We start from the raw sequence: 18,731 nt of genomic DNA on the forward strand, positions 1-18,731 counted from the left end.
GTCCCATTGTCCCAGTGGGGCTCGTCCGGGACTTTATATTCGTGCGTAGCATTACCACACGACGATGAACGTACGGGACGCACTCGAGGCAGACGCCGACGCGCTCGCGGCGATCGCCGACTCACCCACCGACGTGATGCGAAATCTCGTTCACGATCGGACGGTTCGCGTCGCCGAAGACGGCACCCACGATCCGAACGCTGACGTCTCGAGATCGCAGTACGACGGCTCCGATCCCGAGGATCTGCTTGGATTTATCAGCTTCGACGCGAAAGAGGATACGGTACACGTCACACAGCTCGACGGCACCGACGAGGCCTGCAAACGACTGCTCGCGGAGCCGGTTCGGTTCGCCGAACGGGAGTCGATGGCCGTCGAACTGCTCATCTCCTCGGACGGCGAACACGTCCGAACGGCAGCCGAAGAACTCGGGTTCGAACACCGGGGACCGGGGCCACGGTTCGACGGCTCCCGAACGGTGAAGTTTCGATTGGATCCGTGAGCCGATCCGGAGCGGTTCGCGCGGGGTGACCCCGAACGCCGGATCACGATAGAGTGGATATCCGGACAGACAGGTAAATCCGATACTAGCTTTATCGCCGCTCGTAGCGTCTCTCCGGTATGAACGTGAGATCACACCGCTACGAGACCGTCCTCGGCGTGCAGGTACTCGGCACCATAATTTTCGGTATCGGCCTCCTCCAGGGTGGGCTCACGCCATTGACCGTCTTCGGCGCGGTCATCATCTTCCTGAGTATCGTCGCACTCGCTCTGGAAGCCGCGATAGGAGAGCCGGTCGGTGCCGAAAGTTCGCGGGACGACGAGCCCAGTACGAACGGGGTCCTGGCACGGGTGAAAACGATACGTCGATGACGATCGGATAGTCGATGCGTGGAACGGGCTAGCTAAACTTCTGGACGGTCACGTCGAGCGTATCGAGGTCGACGATCGGCGCATATCCCGCGTCGGGGTCGATGTTGACGGACGCCTGGAAGTCCGTCTGGGCCTGCCAGCAACCCGAGTTGATCGCGAGCACGTTGTGGTACTTGCCGAATCCGAGTTTGTGAACGTGGCCGGTGTGAAAAATGTCGGGGACCTCCTCGATGACGAGGTGGTCTTTCTCTTCCGGTGCCAGGCGTGTGTGGCCGCCGAACTGCGGGGCGACGTGGCGCTTTTTCAGAAGCTGGTACATCGCTTTGTGAGGTTCGTCGTAACTGGCCTTCTCCTCCGGAAGTTCGGCGATGACCTCGTCGAGGGAGACGCCGTGATACATCAACACGGAGACGCCCTCGAGGGTCACGGTCGAGGGGTTGCTCACGATCCTCGAGTCGTGAGCCGACATGATCTCCCGGAGGTCTTCGTCGAACCCCGGTTGGGGTTCGGCGAGTCGCACCGCGTCGTGGTTGCCCGGGATCATGACGACCTCGATGTTGCCTGGGACGGATTTGAGCCGTTCGCTGAACGCCTCGTACTGCTCGTAGATGTCGACGACGTCGAGTTCCTCGTCCTGATTCGGATAGACGCCGACGCCCTCGACCATGTCGCCCGCGATCAGCAGGTACTCGACGTGCTGGGCCTCCTGGGTGTGAAGCCAGTCGGTGAACGCACTCCAGGCGTCGGCCATGAACTCTTCGCTGCCGACGTGGACGTCGCTGATGAGCGCCGCCTGTACGTGACGGTCGGCGGTCGACGGCTCGTGGGTCCGGGGGACGTCCGGAAAGTACATCGAGTCGACGAACGCGATTCCGGCGTCGTCCGAGAGCGTTCCTTCCATCGCCAGCGCTTCGTCACAGAGCAACTCCTGGACCAGATCGGCGTACTCCCGATCTTTCATCACCAGCCACGGAAACGTCCCCGTGGCGTCCTCGAGTTCGATCAGCCAGTGACCGCTCGCCGTCGAGCGGATGTCGTTGACCAGCCCGACCATGCCGACCTCGCTGCCGCCGGGCATGCTCTGGATCGCCGTCGCCGGCCGGTGGTTGACCCGCCCTTTCAGTTTCGAACCGAGTCGCTCGAGACGGTCGCGAAAGACCGCCACGAAATCCTCGTACTCGCCAGTTCCGGTGCTCTCACCGGTCATGTCGCCGGTAATCTCGAGCGATCGGAGCGCGGGATCGCTCGATCGACCGGCTCCGGACCCCTTCGTTTCAACTGGAGACGTGTCGCCGGTATCGCCGCCCATCGGCGGGGTAGTTCCAGTTGAAACAGAGGGGTGTTCGTCGTCGCTCCCCCGACCGCCATCCGAGTGGTCAGCGGACGGACCTACGTCGGACGGGTCTGTGTCGGACGGATCCGCGTCGGACGGGCCTGTATCGGGCGGATTCGCGTCGGAGGGTCCCGCGTCGGTCGATCCGCGTTTACCCTCGGATGAGGTCGGTTCGGTGAGAGGTTCTTCACTCGAGAGCACCGATTCGACGTGGCCGGTTCGGACGACCAGTGCGTCGTCGGGCATCGTCTCGATCACCTGCTCCAAGACGGCCGCGGGGCGGTCCGCCGAGGCGATCTTCGTGACCGCCTCACGCTCCGCGTTGAACCCCATGCTGGTGAGTTCGTCGACGATTTTCGCGGGTCCCTCGAGTGGCACACACCTCGCATTCGCGACTGGATAAAAAAGGATAGCGAACTGCGCCCGGAAAAGGAAACGGCGGTTCCGCCGGCACACGATCGTATTCGAAACCGGCGGATCGAAATCCGACCGGTGTCTGGGGACTCGAGAGGTGATTCCGATCCATCCCCGAACGAACAGAACCTTGATTGCACGCCCCGGCAAAAGGCGAGATAATGAGCGGTCCCCACTCCGGTGATCCGGACGCCGGCGACTCCGACTCCGAGGGCCCCGACTGGGACGGCCCCGACGACTCGAGGCGAAACGCCGAGCGAACGACAGACACCGGCGACGGCGACGTTACGATCGAAGACGACGGGATCGTCCGGTGGTTTCTCGGAACCGACGACGGCACGGTCGTCGCCGTCCGGGACGTGTTGAGTAGCGTCGCCATCGTCGCGGTAATCGCGCTCGTTCTGTTCGCGATCAGCGGTATCTGGCCGCCGCTGGTCGCCGTCGAGAGCGGGAGCATGGAGCCGAACATGGAACGAGGGGATCTGATCTTCGTCGTCGACGACGACCGATTCGCCGGCGATCAGGCGACCGACGGTACCGGCGTCGTGACCCTCGAGGACGGACAGAACGCCGATCACGAGAAGTTCGGCCAGCCCGGCGACGTCATCGTCTTCAAACCGGACGGCAGCGAGTATCGGACGCCGATCATCCACCGTGCACACTTCTGGGTCGACGAAGGCGAAAACTGGGTCGACACCAGGGCGAACGACGAGTACGTCGCCGATGCCACCTGTGCCGAGGTGCCGACCTGCCCCGCGCCACACGACGGCTTCGTGACGAAAGGCGACGACAACAGCGGCTACGACCAGTACCACGGCGGGGCCGGAACCACCGTCGTCCATCCCGACTGGGTCACCGGTAAAGCGATGATCCGAGTTCCGTGGCTCGGACACGTTCGACTGTTCTTCGACTCCCTGTTCGGCGGGATGATCGCCCCCGTGTCGTTTTCACAGCCCGCTTCATACGGGTTTTTGTCACTGTAAACCGGATCGACACGACCGAAACTGGAGCGATCACGACCAATTTCCGACCGCCTCGAAAAATCGAGACAGGAGTTCATGCGACAGGAGTTCGGACCAGACACGATCGCCTCGAGCGGCCCTACACTCGAGTTCGCCGGCCGGCTGAATCAAACCCTGTCACGTCCGGATCGCTCCGAGACCTGTACTGTAACCGTCTCTCGTCCCGGTTCGAACCGCATCGACACGGCCAGTAGTACTACCGACAGAAAAGCCAAACCACCGAACGCCGCGGTGTACCCGCCGGTGACGTCCAGAAGGACGCCCGCGGCGGCCGGACCGATCGCGGCGATGAAATATCCACCGCCGAGAATCATCGAAGCGAGTCCGTCCGTCGCCGTCGGTCCAGCGGCGTAGATCACCGGCAAGGTAAGCCCCAGCGTGAACAATCCGCCGGTGCCGATACCGAGGAGAACCGCCCAGATCCACGGGACAAACTGTGGAGCGATCACGACGCCCGTCGCCCCGCCAATGACCGAAAACAGCATCAGCGCAAACAGCGGTCGCTGGTCGCTCAGCCGGTCCCCAACCGCCGACACCGCCAGGTTTCCACCGAGCTGTGCGACGACGAACGCCGAGAGAAGCATCCCAGCGTGACTCGCCCCCCATCCCAGCGCCACGTACCTCGGAGCGAGCCAGGCCAGTACGACGAAGAACATCGTCGACGAACTGCCGAAAAACAGCGTCAGTACGATCGCCCACCGATTTCGCCACGGAAGGCGTACTCGATCCCCACCGTCGTCACTCGCGGGTTTCCGGCGGACAGCCCACCGCCAACTCAGATACCAGAGAGGAACACCGATCGCTGCGAGGACAGCCCAGACGGCCAGCGCCGCCGGCCAGGAGCCAACGAGATCGCCGATCGGGGCAGTCACCCCGCCGGCGAGCGCCGCACCCACCGTCAAACTCGCCGTGTACACACCAGTCGCGAACGATTCCCGTCCTGGCAAGTACTCCGTGACGAGCGACGGAAGCAGCGACTGAGTGACAGCGATACCGATTCCGACCAGGAGAGTGCTTCCGAACAGTACCAAAACGTGTCGACTTCCCAGACGGATTCCCGTTGCAACGGTGATGAGAACGATGCCCCAGAACACGCCCCGCTCGCGACCGACCCGATCCGTGATCGCCGGAACCGTCAGTGCGAACGCACCCATACAGAGGATGGGGATTGTGGTGAGCAAACTGAGTGCCGTGTACGAAAGACCGAGATCGGCTCGAATCGTCTCTAGAACGGGCGAGACCGAGGCGACGGCGGGGCGGAGACTTATCGCCACGACCACGATCCCGAACAACAGAACCCACTGAAACCGTTTCATCTGACGGTCACTCGCCATCCCGAGTCGTGACTCTCGGTTTAGCGAGTTGTTCCTCGAGAGCGATGAGACGATCGATTCGTTCAGTGGCTGCCTCGAGAGAGACTGGGGTATCACCACTGGTCGTCAGCCAGCTATCGGCCCCAAACGCAAGCCGACAGACCGTGACGACGGACTGTTTGCACTTCCACATGGTACACACTCGCAGAGTTCCGTGAAAAAGACAATGCTTTTTAGAGTTTGTAATATATACGCCCGCAACCACATACACAAAACATTCATGAACTATTAAGGATTATATCCCCACATATTTAGAAAATTAGTGCTCATTCGAACAATAGTCATGACGGGTCAAGCTGACTCGATCGGACTCTCGTACCAAAGACGTTTCGACGGAGAGGGCTCCATTACAACGGCGTCGACACAACCGAGAGACCCATACTCCGAGCCGATGCGAGAGAGCGTACTCGAGACCGCAAGAGATCACCCGCCAGTACTGATCTCGAGCAGCAGGTCGTCGCCGTCCTCGAGGACGTACTCGGTCGGCTCGACCTCGTCGTCGTCGACGCGAAATCGCAGCTCCGTTCCGGATTCGTCCCCGTGATACGCCGTTCCGTCGTAGGTTACGACGTGGGCACCGGCGTCCTGCCGGTACTCGAAGTACGGAATGGCATCGATCCCTTCGGCGAACGTCACCGGTTCCTCTCCCTCCATATACCAGAAGTCCGTCTCCTCGTGAAAGTGAAAGTCCATCGAGTAATTGTCGGCATGTTCGGCCTGGAACCGGTCTTCGGAGAGATCGACCGGCGAACCGTCGATGACGATCTCGAGACGACCGATTCCGTGGAGTTCGGGCGCTTTGGCATCGCCCTCGTCGTCGAGTAGACAGCCGGAAATCGCAGAAAACGTCGCCGATCCGACGATGAGAGTCCGTCGTCGCATACGCGAATGCAATCACTCCACCTATTTCGATTCGTCGATGATTCCAGATCAACTGGAATCGAACCCTAGTTCTCGAAGCGGGCCTGGACGAACGGCTGGACGTCGTCGATGTCAGAAAGCCGGGAGTCAGAAAGCAGGACGGCCTCGGTTTCCTCGAGTGGAACCGAGAGGCTGATCTCCTTGGTCCGGCCGTACCGGCCCTTCGAGACGACGACCGCGTTGACGATCCCGAGCATGTCGAGTTCGCTGATGAGGTCAGTCACGCGCCGCTGGGTGAGGACGTCCGCATCGATCTCCTCGCAGAGACGCTTGTAGATGTTGAACACCTCACCGGTGTTGATGCTGTGGACGCCGTTTTTCTCGAGCAGGATGATCGAAAAGAGGACGAGTTTGCTCTGGGTCGGGAGCGTCCGGACGACCTCGACGACGCGGTCGAGTTCGATCTTGTCCTGGGCCTGTCTAACGTGTTCTTCGACGATCGTTTCCGCCTGGGAGCGCTCTGCGAGTTCACCCGCGGTTCGAAGCAAGTCGAGCGCGCGACGAGCGTCGCCGTGTTCCTGTGCGGCAAAGGCCGCACAGAGCGGGATTACGTCGTCTGAAAGTGCACTGCCTTTAAACGCGACTTCCGACCGGTGCTGGAGGATGTCCCGCAGTTGATTTGCGTCGTACGGCGGGAAGACGATCTCTTCCTCACCGAGGCTAGATTTGACGCGGGGATCGAGGAAGTCTGTGAACTTCAGGTCGTTCGAGATACCGATGATCGACACCCGTGAATTCTCGAGTTCGGAGTTCATCCGTGAGAGATTGTAGAGGGTGTCGTCGCCGCTTTTCTCGACCAGTTTGTCGATCTCGTCGAGCATGATGACGACGACTCGCTCGTCGTAGTCGACTGCGTCGAAAAAGACGCTGTAGACGCGATCCGTCGGCCACCCCGTCATCGGCACTTCCTCGAACGACTCTTTATCCTCCTTGAGGTCGACGATGCGGTCTTCGACCGCCTGGCGGGAGTCAAAAGACGTCGACTCGAGCGGGTGATCGGACGGGAAACGTGCGTCAGGAGTATCGTCGGTATTGGCGGGACCCGTTGCTTCGGGTCGAGCACGTCCCTCAGCCTCCGAAACCCGACGGTCGGGATCCGATTCAGCGTCGGAAACGTCGTCCGTCGACCGCTCCGCCGGAGACCCCCCTGTTTCAGGTGTGAAATCACCATCAGTATCGGAGTTGGTAGTTCCAGTCGAAACGTTGCGTTCGCTCCCTCCGTCCGCCGTGGGATCGGCGAAAAGCTCCGACTCGTTCTCGGATGCGATTTCGAACTCCGGTGACTCGGATCCCGGATCGTAATCGTCGACGGCCGCGAGTAACTCCTCGAGTGAGTCGATCCGATCGTCTATACGCTGTTCGTTCTTTTCGATGAACTTGTTCGCAAGCTGTGCGAGCACGCGATACTGCGTATCGGTAACCTCACAGTTGATGTACTCGACGTCACACGGGACGCTGTACTTCTTGGACGTGCTCTCGAGTTCTTTGCTGACGAATTTCGCGCTGGCGGTCTTTCCGGTTCCCGTTTTGCCGTAAATGAGAATGTTCGACGGCGTCTCACCACGGAGGGCGGCCACGAGGATCGTCGCCATCTTGTTGATCTGGTCGCTGCGGTGTGGGAGTTCGTGGGGAGTGTACGACGGCCGGAGAACTTCCTTGTTCTCGAAGATCGGCTCGCCGCTGAGCAAATCGTCGAACAATCCCTGATTCGACTCCTCGTCGCCGATATCGGTCACACCGAGTTCCGTCGCGAACCCGCGCGTACCGTCTATCTCGTTCGAACCGGTCGTGTTCATATCCTCGTCTGACATTCGTCGTACACGCCCCCCTCATTTCGAGTGGAATTCCGAAGCCGGGAGCCGGATTAGACGGGTGTAGATGGGGAAATACGGCCAACCTACGAGATAACCGTCCCAGTTCGGATCCAGTTGATGCAAACGAAGCAGAGGAACACCTCGATAATAAATTCTTCCCTTCAATTCAGCATCGCAGACTAGATACGATCGGGCGAATATCCAATATTCGGCCATCTCATGCCACTATAAGCGTTGATTTGGAAGGTATTGGTCAGGCATTTCTCGAACAGGCGGTTACGTTGGGGTTACGCACGTTACGCTAGCGTCAATCTCGCGGGGGTATTTCGGTGATTTATCGAGTACGGTTCGACACGTGACGTCGATCCGCTTCCAGCTGATCGGTGAATGACCTCTCGAACGTCTTTTCGATCGTCTCGGAGCAGGGGTTCGGTTCTCGAGTGAACACGCGAACGAATGATGAGATGGCCGGGTGACAGATGATGAGATGGGTGTGTGATGAGTGATTGACTGATGATGATAGTGATGGGTGATCGATGGGTGTGTTGGTTGGTGACTGATGACACCCCTGACCCCCCACCCCTTCGTTTCAGGTGGAACGGTCCGAACAAGGGAGGAGGCTCGAAGGATTTTATAATGGAAGGTTTTATGTTGGTTGGTTAGAAATAAGGTCCGTACCACTAGCAGAATAATATATTTACTAGAGTGGTTTGGTTTATTTACTAGATCGAACTAGATCTACCCGAAAATACCTTCCAAGTTACTAGTTCTGTCGTATCCGCCAGAATCGTTCGAAAGAGCCCTCAGTACGTCGGTTCTCACGACAATCCCTTTCCAGCAACGGTTCACTCACGCCCATCGAACGGGACGTCTCTGTTACTCTCCAGTCGAAACGAAGGGGTGGGGGTGGTTAATCTCGGTTCTCCGTCAATAACTGGTTGCGGTTCTGGCTGCCAACTAATTGGAAACCTGAACTATCTACGGTCGGCCTCCTGAATGGTAACTGGTTAAATGTTTGGACTATCTTCAGTTGAGTTTCTGAGCGGTCATTGGCTGATCTCCGGTTAGTCATTGATCGACCTACAAAATAGTCACTGGGAAGATTCCAGCCAGTTTCCCCGGCATCGCAGACGTGAATTCTGGCATCTACCTCGAGATCAATTCGGTGGGAGTTTGATTCAGTGACCGGACGACACCGCCACCATATAAAAGATGGAGTGGTGAACATTCACTCCTGTCCGAGAGTCAACTCGTTTGACGTAGGCTTAAGTGAGTTCGGTTCAGTAGTACGCGCAGACACACCCCGTGTGCTGGAGGCCCTAACGATGGGACTGTTCACAGAACTCAAAGATAGTATATCTCGGGCTACGGACCGCCTGTTCTCCGAACAGGAGCCCAAACGAATCGGTATTTATGGTCCGCCGAACGCTGGAAAAACGACCCTCGCGAACCGGATCGCTCGAGACTGGACCGGCGACGCCATCGGGACTGAGAGTCACATCCCGCACGAGACTCGTCGCGCGCGTAGAAAAGAAAACGTCGAGATCGAGCGAAATGGAAAGACGGTGACGATCGATATCGTCGATACGCCCGGCGTGACGACGAAGGTCGACTACGAAGAGTTCACCGACGAGATGGAAGAAGACGACGCGATCCGTCGCTCTCGAGAGGCAACCGAAGGCGTCGCCGAAGCGATGCACTGGCTCCGGGAGGACGTCGACGGCGTCATCTACGTTCTCGATAGCGCGGAGGATCCGATCACGCAGGTCAACACGATGCTGATCGGCATCATCGAATCCCGCGACCTCCCCGTGCTCATCTTCGCGAACAAAATCGACCTGGACGACTCGAGCGTCAAACGGATCGAAGACGCGTTTCCACAGCACAAGACCGTTCCGCTCTCCGCAAAAGAAGGCGAAAACATGGACGAGGTCTACGCGAACATCGCGGAGTACTTCGGGTGATTTCCGATGCCCAAAGCAACTAACGCGGACGACACGGATCCGTCGGACGGCATCCAGATCGATCTGATCAGCGGCGAACGCATGGAGAGTATGGCGACCATGGAGAAGATCAGAATGATTCTCGATGGCGTCCACGACGGCAACATAGTCATCTTGGAAGAGGGGCTGACGCCCGACGAAGAGAGCAAACTCATCGAGACGACGATGGCGGAGATCAATCCGGACGAGTTCAACGGGATCGAAATCGAGACCTACCCGAAATCGGATAGTAGCGACTCCTCACTGCTCGGACGGATCATGGGAAGTGACGGTTCGGAAGCGAAATTGACGGTGATCGGACCGGCAAACCAGATCGAGACGCTCCACAAGGACGAAACGCTCATCAGCGCACTCGTGTCCAGAAACTAATGCCTCACGAATGTACGAACTGCGGCCGGACGTTCCCGGACGGCTCCAAGGAGATGCTGTCTGGGTGTCCGGACTGTGGCGGAAACAGGTTTCAGTTTACCCCCGCCACGCCGTCCGGAGCGGATCGCTCCGACTCCCGGAGTGAAATCGCCGATAAAGGAGGTGAACCGGATAGATTCGACGGGTCCGGATCGCCCGACCCGTCGTCCGAAACCGGTACCGACTGGGTATCGGCCGATCAAAAAGCGAACTCGGAGTTCGACCGACCCCGAACCGAACCCTCGAGCGATCGCCTCGAGAAGTCCGACGTTTCGGACCGGGCGTGGCCCGAGACGGCTCGTCGCCCGGAAGACCGGGCGGAAGCAAAACGGTCTCGACCGGAAACCGACCCGTCCCCGCCGTCGGCGTCCGAGCAGGACTGGACGGAGGCCAATTCGAACGGAACTGCTGGTGAAGAGTCGCCGACGCTCGCTGAGACGGAGGAGTCGGCCCAGGCGGACGCCAGAAGCGAGGTCGTTCCCAGGGACGAACTCCCGACGGCGTCCGACCGCCCCCCGGCCGAACGCCGGCAATCTGATTCGGATGACGACCCGGAAGACGGGACGGAGGAACCGCCAGATCCTGACAGCGAAGCGGCGCCGGAAAACGGACGCGTCGTCAGCGAACCGACCGGTGATCAGCCGTCGATCGAAGATCTCCGGGCCGAACTCAACGAGCAGTTCGAGAGTATCAAGATCCTCAACCCCGGCCAGTACGAACTCAATCTGATGGAACTGTACAACCGCGAGGAGTACATCATCTCCCTGCAGGAGGACGGCCGGTACGTCATCGACGTTCCGGATTCCTGGCGCGACGGCGACGAGTAACCCGTTCGGTGACGACCGCCCCGTTCTCTAGCCTTCTTCTCCAAACCAGTGTTTCCCCTCGAGACAATCTTCCTTGTACAACTTCTGTATTGTGCGTTAGTGGCTTGTTTCTACGCGAAACAGGAGGGGTTGTATGACGATAATTGCGGATACCAGTCTTCATAGAGTATTGATCGACGACGGTGTGCGATCGGTTTCAGTCGTGACGCTATCCACCGGCGTCGATATACGACTCGACGGGCCGGAAACCGGCGAATCGAGGGATGACACCGAGCAAGGGGGAAACCGAGCGACGACGCCGAGAAAGATGGATTTAAGCGACGTCGGCGACTGGCTTCGGGTATGAGTACTGCAACCAAGATCGTCGTCGGTACGGTCGCCATTTCGGCCGTCCTGTCGCTTTTGCTCGTCTTCCAGACAGTCTTCGCCTGATGTTCGACGCCCACGACCTCTCGAGTTCCCTCGAGGGGGTTCGGGACGATCACGCGCCGGAGGCCCTGGTCTTCGACTGCGAGCGGGACTTCGAGACCCTCTCGCCGGAGGTCGCGGAAGAACTGGGTCTCGTCGTCGACGCGCTCGAGCCGGCCACCTATCCCGCGGAGTGGCTGCCGGAGGACGCGCCGACGTTGCTCGCCCGTTACGCGGGATCGGAGTTTACGATCGGGATGCCGGGTGACGGAAGCATCGTCTGGACGCGCCAGGCCGAGCCGCCGGTCGTGTTGATCAAGGCCCGGGTCGAAGGGGCCCCCGAACCGTTCCTCGAGTTCCTCCTCGCCGAGGCGTTCGTCGAACTCGGCCTCGAGATACCCGACCACTTCCTCGGATTCTTCGAGGAGGGCTACCGCGACCTCGACCGCGCGGTCGACCTCGGGCCCGGCGACACCTATCAGGTCGGCGCTGCGCTGTACGACGGCTGGATCGGACTCCATACTCGCGAGGTATTCGCGGGATGGGAAGACGATCGACCCGCCCTCGCGGACGCCTGGCGCGACGCCGGCGACCGCCTCGAGGGCCGCGTGTCGGAACTGCCTCGAGCGGTCGCCCGCGGCGAGACCGACTTCGCCGACGCGACGGAACTCGCGTGTGCGGCGATCAAACACGACCTCGAGTTACCGGCTCCGTTCGACGCACTCGACACGGAGGCGTATCGCGATCACGCTCCCGAGTACGCGATCAGGTGGGCCGAGAAGACGTTCGACTCGCTCGCCGAGTGAACGCAGTTCGAAGGAGGGTCCGGCGTTTCAATTACGACCACTCCGGTTCGAATCCAGAGCTACGACTCGTCGACGCACTCGAGGACGATACCGTCCTCGAACCCGCCGCGATCCGATCGCTTCTGTCGGCGTCGCTCCTCGAGATCGGATAGCCCCTCCCCGCGGGCTTCGAGGATGGCGTGGACGACCTCGAGAACGTCCGCCAGTTCCTCGAGTTCTCGGAGTCGTCGAACTCAACGGCTTCCTCCCGGAGCTTGGCCGCGAGCCGGTCGGCGTACTCGTCGCCGTCCACGACGTGGGTTTCGGGTCGTTGGTCGTTTGCGTAGATGATCTCCGGGATACGGTCGCGAACGAGTTTGTCGTATTCGGGCATGTAGATCGGTCGATGCTGTATTCGGGCGTGTGGAGCGGTCGATGTCGTGGGTCGCTGGTGGATTCGATACGGATCGATTCCGTTCTCCGTGTCCGGAACTCAGAATTCGGCGTCGACGCTTCCGTCCTCGTCGAGGTCGATCACGCCGTCGAACCGGTTGCGGAAGTCCTCGACGATCGAGGGGTCGTGGGGTTCCTCCGAGAGGTGAAAGAGGCCGACCGCGTCGTGTTCTGCGAGTAATTCGAGGATGCGGTCGACGGCCTCGAGTGCGTCGTCGTCGCCGGCGTAGTAGGCGAGTTCGGTGACGGAGTCGAAACTGAGGCGCAGTTTGCCGTCGTGGGACTCGAGGAAGCCGTCGATGTGTTCGACGATGCCGTCGACGTCGTCGGGAGCGGCGACGTAGTGGACGGTATCGGTCTTGCGCCGGGAGTAGCCGCGGTCGATGCTCAGCGTGTCGAGGATCTCGGCGCGTTCCTCGTCGACGTCGTAGTACTCGAGTTTCTGTCTGACCTCGCGGGCAGTGGTTCGCGTGGAGACGACGAGGAAGTGGTCGGTATCCGTCTTCAGAAAGTCGGTATCGATTCGGTCGGTCTCCCCGGTACTCGGGTGGAGCAAGAGGACGCCAGTCCCACCGGGAATCGTCTCCGGTGTTCCCTCGATTTCGAGCCGATAGTCCATGTCGGCCTGAACAACTTCCGGAATCGACTTAATAGTGCGGATTCACGGCCTCGAGCGCGGTTGTCGAAGTGCACGGAATCCGGACTCCCGTCCGGATGTCAACTCAGGTCGGATCCTTCCTGTCGTAACAAGACCAGCATCGAGAGTCCCGAGATGAGGACGAGAAACAGCGCCGGGATGGCCGCGTACCGATACGCCAGCGCATCCTGGGCGTCCCAGATGATGATGACGAGCGTATCCATCCCGACGGGTCCGACCATCAACGTCACCGGGAGTTCTTTCATCGTCGTCAGGAACACGAGGATGCCGCCGGCGATCACTCCCGGCATGATCTGGGGGAGGGTAACCCGCCGGAACGTTTCGAGTCGACCGACGTTGAGGGTGCGAGCTGCCTCGATCGTTCGGCTGTCGACCTGCAGGACGGACGACCGGACGGTACCGACTGCCTGTGGCAGAAATCGAATAACGTACGCGAACACGAGCAGCCAGACCCCCCGTCTGTACAGCGAGGGGAACGTTCGGGTTCCCAGAAACACCAGCGCGAGTCCGATAACGACCCCTGGAACGGCGAAGCCGACGTAGGTTGCCCGCTCGAGGACACGAGACACCAGAGAGTTCGTCCGCCCGGAGTAGTATGCAACCGGCAGGGCGAACGCGCACGCTACCACTGCCGCCAGGAGTGCGAGCCGAACCGAGTGGTAGACGAACTCCCACTGAAACTCGAGGGACGGAATCCGGTCTCCCTCGCTGCGGAACAGCCAACTCGTAAAGATCGTGACTGGAACGACGAGTGTGAGAAAGCCGAGAAGCGAGACGAAGCTCATCGCCGGCCACTTCCAGTTGCCGAGCCGTATCGTACTCCCGCTTCCGTCCGTGTCGCCGCTGGCGTCTTCGTCGCGTCCGATGCCAGCTTCGATGACGAGGACGACGGCGACGATCGCCACCAACTGTAACGCGAGCAACGCTGCGTACTCGGGGGCGAATCCGCTGAACTCCCAGTATATCGTGCTGGTAAACACGCTGGCTTGCATGAACGCCGGCGTTCCGAAGTCCGATATCGCGTAGAGACCGGCGAGCAACGCCCCGGCGGCGATTCCGGGTCTAATCTGGGGAAACGTGACCCGGCGGAACGCCTCGAGCGGACCAGCGTTGAGCGTGCGAGCCGCATCAACGAGGGAACTGTCCATCGAAATGAGGGCGGCTCTGGTCGTCAGAAACACGTACGGATACGTGTACAGTGTGATGATGAATACGGAGCCTCGGAGCCCGTGTACGCGGGGAAGCGTGAACCCGAGCAGGGAGTCGACCTCACCGCCCGAGCCGAACATGGAGACGAACGCGATCGCGCCGATGTAACTCGGAATGACGAGCGGGAGCGCGGCCACGACCGTCCAAAATCGGGGATATGGGAGGTCGGTTCGTGTCGTCAGTACGGCGAGCGGAACGCCGAGCAAGATCGAAAACAGCGTGACGGACAACATCAATACGATGCTGTTCGCGGTGATCAGCGCGGTCTGTGAGGAGACGACGAGGTTGTACGCACGTGAGAACTCGACCGTCGACGCTTGCCACACCACCCAGAACATCGGGGTGACGACGAGAAAGGCGACAATGGCACTCAGCGCACCCAACCCGACCATCCACGGGTCGATGCGCTTGAGCCGACCACCGATCGAATCGGATCGATGTGTGGTCTCGGCGTCGTTCGTTGTCGATTTCATCGTGTGTCTCGCGCACCGATTGGATCAGTTCGCGTAATCGACCGGTCGGCGCTCGACGTTCTTGAAACTCTTGATTGGCTCGTCGGACAGTTCTGATCGCCTGCGGACAGCGACCGCGTTTCCGATCGGTGATCGAAACGGCTGACTGCCGCTATAGCGGCATCATGCCTTCGTCTTCCAGAAGTTCGCTGGCTTCTTGCAGTTCCATGTCGAACTCGCTGAGATCGAACGTCGGCGAGTTGAGCTCGTCGGGGCTGGGTAGCGGGCCGACGTAATCGACGCCTTCGACGACGGGGAATTCGCCGTTGGCGTCCATCATGAACTCCTGTCCTTCCACGGCGACGAGGTGACGAACGAATTCGGCGACAAGTTCGGGGTCCTCGACGCTGTTCGTGGCGGCGACGCCCGCGACGCTGAACAGGCTTCCTGGGTCGTCTTCCGTAAACGTCACCCGGATCGGCGAGTCAGGATCCTCGTTAACCAGTCGCGCGGCGTAGTAGCTGTTGCCGAGCCCGATGATCGGGTCGTCGTCACCGCCCTGTTCGACGGCTGCGGCCTGGCTGCTCCCACCCGAAAACAGCTGTGGGTCCTGATCCATGAAGTCCCGAACCCACTGTCGCGTCGCCTCTTCGCCTTCGAGGTCGACCATCGCCTGAATGAACCCGCGGAACGTTCCGGAGTTCGGACGCGTCGAGATGATGCCCTTGAATCGATCGTCTTCCGCGTACGCGAAGATGTCCGTCGGAAGCTCGTCCCAGCTATCGAACGGCGTTTCGTCCAGGCGATCCTCGTTGTACATGATCGAACGGACGCGTCCGCTGACGCCGGTCCAGTGTCCGCCGGGTTCGCGGTAGCTCTCGGGAACGGTGTCGACGACGTCTTCCGGAAGCTCCTGGACGAGGCCCTCGTCGTGGACCGCACCGAGCGCTCCTGGGTCCTGTGAGTAGAACACGTCTGCTGGTGTTGCGTCGCCTTCCTGGACCAGTTGATTGACCTGCACGTCGTTGTCGTCGTAATTTCGGTGGATTTCGAGTCCGTCGTACTCGTTCTCGAGTTCTTCGAACACCAGATCGATCTGGTCGCGAGTTCGACCGGAGTAGACAGTGATATCACCCTCGAGATCGCCGAGATCGTCCCAGGAAACCCCGCTCGGGTCGACCGGGCTGGCAAGCGGCTCGGCGTCGGCGACAGTTGTGCCCCCGGCGTCTCCGTTGCCGTTGCCACCGTCGTCACTTCCGCCGTTGCCACCGCCGTTGCCGCCGTCGTCACTTCCGCCGTTACCACTGCCGTTGCCGTTCTCGTCCCCGAGACAGCCTGCGATCCCGGTCGTTCCGGCGACGGCGGCGCCTGCCAGGGCGAGAAACGGTCGTCGACTGGTCGTTCGAGGCGTCTGACTGCTGTCGCGTCGTACCATGTCTAGTTTTAGGTCGACCTAAAACACATATAGCTTCCGATGTTCGTCGTCGGTTCGGAAAAAACGCGGCGGCAGCTACCGCTCGAGGGTCGTCAGCCTCGATGATGCCCACGGTTTTGGCTGACCTAAACCCCTGCACACTACTTTTTAGGCTATCCTAAAGAGTCTGTCGGTCGGCTTGAGTTCCCGGAGAAAGACGGCTCGAGCCACCGGCCATCTTGCGCCTCGGCCGATGTCAATCACCTCGCGTTCCGGTCGATCGGGTCCGGCTCGCGACGTTGTACCCTCGAAGACGGCTCGAGCGCCGACCGGGAACCCGTAACGGGGAAGGCGTTTCTGCTCGAACGACGGATATGAGCGTCCGCGAGGAGTTCGACGAGTGGGCGGCGAGCGGGAAAGACAGAGGGATGGAAGAACGCCACTGGCACACCGCGAAACACGCGCTGGCGCGGATGCCGATCGAACCGGGCGACGTTGTCCTCGACCTCGGCTGTGGCAGCGGATACGCCGGGCGAGCCTTACGGGAGACGAAGGGTGCCGGCCGCGTCTACGGTCTGGACGGCGCACCGGAGATGGCGCGAAACGCCGCCGGCTACACCGCCGATCCCGGTGTCGGCTATCTCGTCGGCGATTTCGACTCGCTTCCGTTCGCCGCCGACTCGATCGACCACGTCTGGTCGATGGAGGCGTTTTACTACGCGGCGGATCCACACCACACCCTCGAGGAGATCGCCAGAATCCTCCGGCCGGGTGGGACCTTCTACTGTGCAGTCAACTACTACGAGGAGAACGTTTACTCTCACGCGTGGCAGGAATCGATCTCGATTCCGATGACTCGCTGGGATCGCGACCAGTATCGGAGCGCCTTCCACGATGCTGGCCTCTACGTCGCAGAACAGGACAACGTTCCGGATCGCGAGATCACGATCCCCGACGCCGACGAATTCCCGACCGACGACTGGGACAGCCGAGAAGAGATGGTCGAGCGCTACCGCGAGTACGGTACGCTGCTCACGGTCGGTGTCGCCCCCTGATTTCCACTCGAGCGAACTTCGAAGTCGGGCTATCGATCGCCGTCTGCGTTCGAGTACGCACGCTGAGCGGGAACTCTCCGGTTTCGATCCCGCAGTGGGACGTATTTCCAGTCAGCCCCTCGTTCACTGGGTCGAATCCGGCGTGTCGGTTCGCTCGTCGGACTCGATCGATCCGCGCGGTTCCTCCACTCGCTCTCGCTGGCCCCACAGGCCGTCACCCTTCCTCACGTCGACGTCTCCGAGCACCTCGGTCTGACAGGACAACCGCAGGTCGTCCTGGCCTCGCAGGGGTGGAATCCCGAGCCGTCGACGCTCTGCCGCCGACGGTTCGCTCACGTCACCATCGATTCGGACGGCACAGGTGCCACACGTCGCGCGACCGCCGCAATTGAGCCGCGTTGCCGCACCGTTGTGTGGCGACAGCCCCGCATTCAGCAACGCATCCCGGAGAATCTCCCCTCGGTCGCACTCGAGTCGCTCCCCGTCGTAGTGTATCGTCGGCATATATGGATGTGTGCTAGCAAAGAACAAGTCTCTGTGGGTCCTCAAGGTCCGTCAGTGTGAACAGACAGTTTCGGGGTCCAGTGTGAACGAACACTTCGCGTGGAACGTTTTCGATTCTGGGACGTGAACGTACGCTCTCGCGATCCGAGGACGTCGCGACCGTCTCACTCGAAGCGTTCGCCGGCGGGAACCGCGATCTCGAGCCAGTTTTCCTCGGGTGGAAGGGGACAGTCGTAGGTCTCGCTGTAGGCACAGAACGGCGTGTACGCGAGGTTGAAGTCGACGACGATCTCGTCTCCGTCTTCGAGGTCCTGCTCCGGTGCGAGTTCCATGTACCGACCGCCCTCGTAGCTCTGTTGCCCGGTCGTCTTGTCCCGGAACGGGACGAACAACTGCCGCTCGTTCGGATTCTCGAGTCGGTAGGCAGCCAGTTCGAACGTTCCGTCCTCGAGGTCGTCGTCCGCGCGCTCGAGGTCGAACGAGAGTGTCGCGACGCGGAGATATCGCATCTCCCGACCTGCGGTCGTGTCCATCAACACGACATCGGGGTCGTCGTGGCTCTCGACCGTCGCGTTCACGCGGTAGGACGGATCCGGGCCGAAGTACTCGAGTCCGTCGAACGTCTCCCGTTCGTCGGGGGGAATCGGCGACTGGGGGTGCTCGGCGAAGAACTCGTCTTTCTCGGCTCGTTTTTCCTCGAGTTCGGTTCGCCACTGGTCGACGGCGTCGCCCTCGAACGATTCGGTCATACCCGGTGTAGCGGTGCCGGACGGGAAGGGGTTGCGCTTTGCGGGTCCCATCAATG

19 protein-coding genes are annotated in these 18,731 nt (G+C 60.6%); 9 read left to right on the forward strand and 10 right to left on the reverse strand.

Annotated features, from left to right (window positions below; all coding sequences use genetic code 11):
- Positions 1-64 precede the first annotated feature (64 nt).
- Both EA473_RS10870 and EA473_RS10875 read left to right on the forward strand, forming a co-directional pair.
- A complete protein-coding gene (locus tag EA473_RS10870) occupies positions 65-502 on the forward strand; it encodes a hypothetical protein (protein ID WP_124195690.1) in 438 nt (145 codons plus the stop codon).
- 119 nt (positions 503-621) lie between these two features.
- Complete coding sequence (locus EA473_RS10875) at positions 622-873, forward strand: hypothetical protein (RefSeq protein WP_124195691.1); 252 nt, start codon at positions 622-624, stop codon at positions 871-873.
- Between the two features lie 28 nt (positions 874-901).
- Here EA473_RS10875 and EA473_RS10880 read toward each other — a convergent pair whose 3' ends face one another.
- The gene (locus tag EA473_RS10880) at positions 902-2,584 is read right to left on the reverse strand and encodes a DNA-directed DNA polymerase II small subunit (RefSeq protein WP_124195692.1); all 1,683 of its coding nucleotides are present in this window, start codon (positions 2,582-2,584) and stop codon (positions 902-904) included.
- 197 nt (positions 2,585-2,781) lie between these two features.
- Here EA473_RS10880 and EA473_RS10885 point away from each other — a divergent pair, with 197 nt between their 5' ends.
- The gene (locus EA473_RS10885) at positions 2,782-3,603 is read left to right on the forward strand and encodes a S26 family signal peptidase (protein WP_124195693.1); all 822 of its coding nucleotides are present in this window, start codon (positions 2,782-2,784) and stop codon (positions 3,601-3,603) included.
- A 146-nt stretch (positions 3,604-3,749) separates the two neighbouring features.
- Here the strand turns inward: EA473_RS10885 and EA473_RS10890 are convergent, their stop codons facing one another.
- From EA473_RS10890 to EA473_RS10900, 3 genes are all read right to left on the reverse strand, one after another.
- Positions 3,750-4,958: an MFS transporter gene (locus tag EA473_RS10890; RefSeq protein WP_165875262.1), complete on the reverse strand. Its 1,209-nt coding sequence runs from the start codon at positions 4,956-4,958 to the stop codon at positions 3,750-3,752.
- A gap of 480 nt (positions 4,959-5,438) precedes the next feature.
- Positions 5,439-5,897, reverse strand: coding sequence for a hypothetical protein (locus EA473_RS10895; RefSeq protein WP_124195695.1), 459 nt, complete (start codon positions 5,895-5,897; stop codon positions 5,439-5,441).
- Positions 5,898-5,962: 65 nt separating this feature from the next.
- Entirely contained in the window at positions 5,963-7,747 is a 1,785-nt protein-coding gene (locus EA473_RS10900; protein WP_124195696.1) for a Cdc6/Cdc18 family protein, read from the reverse strand.
- 1,328 nt (positions 7,748-9,075) lie between these two features.
- Here EA473_RS10900 and EA473_RS10905 point away from each other — a divergent pair.
- The 5 genes from EA473_RS10905 (at position 9,076) to EA473_RS10920 (ending at position 12,202) form a co-directional block, all read left to right on the forward strand.
- Entirely contained in the window at positions 9,076-9,714 is a 639-nt protein-coding gene (locus EA473_RS10905; protein WP_124195697.1) for an Era-like GTP-binding protein, read from the forward strand.
- 6 nt (positions 9,715-9,720) lie between these two features.
- Positions 9,721-10,122 (forward strand): DUF2073 domain-containing protein, encoded by a 402-nt coding sequence (locus tag EA473_RS10910; RefSeq protein ID WP_124195698.1) that lies wholly within the window; start codon positions 9,721-9,723, stop codon positions 10,120-10,122.
- Entirely contained in the window at positions 10,122-10,988 is an 867-nt protein-coding gene (locus EA473_RS10915; RefSeq protein WP_124195699.1) for an OapC/ArvC family zinc-ribbon domain-containing protein, read from the forward strand. Before EA473_RS10910 ends, EA473_RS10915 begins: the two co-directional genes overlap by 1 nt.
- A gap of 342 nt (positions 10,989-11,330) precedes the next feature.
- A complete protein-coding gene (locus tag EA473_RS23235) occupies positions 11,331-11,420 on the forward strand; it encodes an adenosine deaminase (RefSeq protein ID WP_394341307.1) in 90 nt (29 codons plus the stop codon).
- Positions 11,420-12,202 (forward strand): DUF7089 family protein, encoded by a 783-nt coding sequence (locus tag EA473_RS10920; protein WP_124195700.1) that lies wholly within the window; start codon positions 11,420-11,422, stop codon positions 12,200-12,202. Before EA473_RS23235 ends, EA473_RS10920 begins: the two co-directional genes overlap by 1 nt.
- Positions 12,203-12,233: 31 nt before the next feature.
- Here the strand turns inward: EA473_RS10920 and EA473_RS10925 are convergent, their stop codons facing one another.
- The 4 genes from EA473_RS10925 to EA473_RS10940 form a co-directional block, all read right to left on the reverse strand.
- Positions 12,234-12,575, reverse strand: a complete 342-nt coding sequence (locus EA473_RS10925) for a nucleoside triphosphate pyrophosphohydrolase (RefSeq protein ID WP_243645232.1) — start codon at positions 12,573-12,575, stop codon at positions 12,234-12,236.
- 99 nt (positions 12,576-12,674) lie between these two features.
- Positions 12,675-13,253, reverse strand: coding sequence for a DUF7090 family protein (locus EA473_RS10930; RefSeq protein WP_124195701.1), 579 nt, complete (start codon positions 13,251-13,253; stop codon positions 12,675-12,677).
- Between the two features lie 98 nt (positions 13,254-13,351).
- Entirely contained in the window at positions 13,352-14,974 is a 1,623-nt protein-coding gene (locus EA473_RS10935; protein WP_124195702.1) for an ABC transporter permease, read from the reverse strand.
- A 151-nt stretch (positions 14,975-15,125) separates the two neighbouring features.
- Positions 15,126-16,388, reverse strand: coding sequence for an extracellular solute-binding protein (locus EA473_RS10940; protein WP_124195703.1), 1,263 nt, complete (start codon positions 16,386-16,388; stop codon positions 15,126-15,128).
- Between the two features lie 353 nt (positions 16,389-16,741).
- Here EA473_RS10940 and EA473_RS10945 point away from each other — a divergent pair, with 353 nt between their 5' ends.
- A complete protein-coding gene (locus tag EA473_RS10945) occupies positions 16,742-17,422 on the forward strand; it encodes a class I SAM-dependent methyltransferase (protein ID WP_124195704.1) in 681 nt (226 codons plus the stop codon).
- Positions 17,423-17,545: 123 nt separating this feature from the next.
- On the opposite strand, the gene EA473_RS10950 is transcribed toward EA473_RS10945, so the two are convergent.
- Both EA473_RS10950 and EA473_RS10955 read right to left on the reverse strand, forming a co-directional pair.
- The gene (locus EA473_RS10950) at positions 17,546-17,926 is read right to left on the reverse strand and encodes a 2Fe-2S iron-sulfur cluster-binding protein (RefSeq protein ID WP_124195705.1); all 381 of its coding nucleotides are present in this window, start codon (positions 17,924-17,926) and stop codon (positions 17,546-17,548) included.
- A gap of 164 nt (positions 17,927-18,090) precedes the next feature.
- Positions 18,091-18,675, reverse strand: a complete 585-nt coding sequence (locus EA473_RS10955) for a DUF1684 domain-containing protein (RefSeq protein ID WP_124195706.1) — start codon at positions 18,673-18,675, stop codon at positions 18,091-18,093.
- Positions 18,676-18,731 lie beyond the last annotated feature (56 nt).

Origin of the sequence: Natrarchaeobius chitinivorans (genome assembly GCF_003841505.1) — an archaeon.
GTDB lineage: Archaea > Halobacteriota > Halobacteria > Halobacteriales > Natrialbaceae > Natrarchaeobius > Natrarchaeobius chitinivorans.

Coding starts and splice junctions, on each gene's coding strand:
- EA473_RS10870 (WP_124195690.1), top strand. CDS start 65: ATGAACGTACGGGACGCACTCGAGGCAGACGCCGACGCGCTCGCGGCG.
- EA473_RS10875 (WP_124195691.1), top strand. CDS start 622: ATGAACGTGAGATCACACCGCTACGAGACCGTCCTCGGCGTGCAGGTA.
- EA473_RS10885 (WP_124195693.1), top strand. CDS start 2,782: ATGAGCGGTCCCCACTCCGGTGATCCGGACGCCGGCGACTCCGACTCC.
- EA473_RS10890 (WP_165875262.1), bottom strand. CDS start 4,958: ATGAAACGGTTTCAGTGGGTTCTGTTGTTCGGGATCGTGGTCGTGGCG.
- EA473_RS10895 (WP_124195695.1), bottom strand. CDS start 5,897: ATGCGACGACGGACTCTCATCGTCGGATCGGCGACGTTTTCTGCGATT.
- EA473_RS10900 (WP_124195696.1), bottom strand. CDS start 7,747: ATGTCAGACGAGGATATGAACACGACCGGTTCGAACGAGATAGACGGT.
- EA473_RS10905 (WP_124195697.1), top strand. CDS start 9,076: ATGGGACTGTTCACAGAACTCAAAGATAGTATATCTCGGGCTACGGAC.
- EA473_RS10910 (WP_124195698.1), top strand. CDS start 9,721: ATGCCCAAAGCAACTAACGCGGACGACACGGATCCGTCGGACGGCATC.
- EA473_RS10915 (WP_124195699.1), top strand. CDS start 10,122: ATGCCTCACGAATGTACGAACTGCGGCCGGACGTTCCCGGACGGCTCC.
- EA473_RS23235 (WP_394341307.1), top strand. CDS start 11,331: ATGAGTACTGCAACCAAGATCGTCGTCGGTACGGTCGCCATTTCGGCC.
- EA473_RS10920 (WP_124195700.1), top strand. CDS start 11,420: ATGTTCGACGCCCACGACCTCTCGAGTTCCCTCGAGGGGGTTCGGGAC.
- EA473_RS10925 (WP_243645232.1), bottom strand. CDS start 12,575: ATGCCCGAATACGACAAACTCGTTCGCGACCGTATCCCGGAGATCATC.
- EA473_RS10930 (WP_124195701.1), bottom strand. CDS start 13,253: ATGGACTATCGGCTCGAAATCGAGGGAACACCGGAGACGATTCCCGGT.
- EA473_RS10935 (WP_124195702.1), bottom strand. CDS start 14,974: ATGAAATCGACAACGAACGACGCCGAGACCACACATCGATCCGATTCG.
- EA473_RS10940 (WP_124195703.1), bottom strand. CDS start 16,388: ATGGTACGACGCGACAGCAGTCAGACGCCTCGAACGACCAGTCGACGA.
- EA473_RS10945 (WP_124195704.1), top strand. CDS start 16,742: ATGAGCGTCCGCGAGGAGTTCGACGAGTGGGCGGCGAGCGGGAAAGAC.
- EA473_RS10950 (WP_124195705.1), bottom strand. CDS start 17,926: ATGCCGACGATACACTACGACGGGGAGCGACTCGAGTGCGACCGAGGG.
- EA473_RS10955 (WP_124195706.1), bottom strand. CDS start 18,675: ATGACCGAATCGTTCGAGGGCGACGCCGTCGACCAGTGGCGAACCGAA.